Source organism: Pseudomonas sp. Pseusp97 (assembly GCF_047304025.1).
Taxonomy (GTDB): domain Bacteria; phylum Pseudomonadota; class Gammaproteobacteria; order Pseudomonadales; family Pseudomonadaceae; genus Pseudomonas.
Genome location: NZ_JBGLYK010000616.1, coordinates 1 through 232, shown reverse-complemented (window position 1 = coordinate 232; position 232 = coordinate 1). Strand labels below are relative to the sequence as shown.

1 protein-coding gene is annotated in these 232 nt (G+C 69.0%); it reads left to right on the top strand.

The genetic code is table 11. The features are described 5' to 3' along the window. The coding region (locus ACCC94_RS30545; RefSeq protein WP_413353276.1) for a helicase-related protein at positions 1–232 on the top strand (232 nt) is incomplete at both ends.

The following is a 232-nucleotide window of genomic DNA, read 5'->3' as shown; positions in this document are numbered from 1 at the left end:
GGCATCCGAGCCGACTCCATCCACGGCGACAAGCCACAGCCGTCGCGTCTTAGCGCCCTGGCGCGGTTCAAGGCCGGCGAGGTGGACTTCCTCATCGCCACCGACGTCGCCGCGCGCGGCCTGGATATAGAGGAGATGCCGCTGGTGGTCAACTTCGACCTGCCCATCGTACCCGAGGATTACGTTCACCGCATCGGCCGGACCGGCCGAGCCGGCGCCAGCGGCCAGGCGA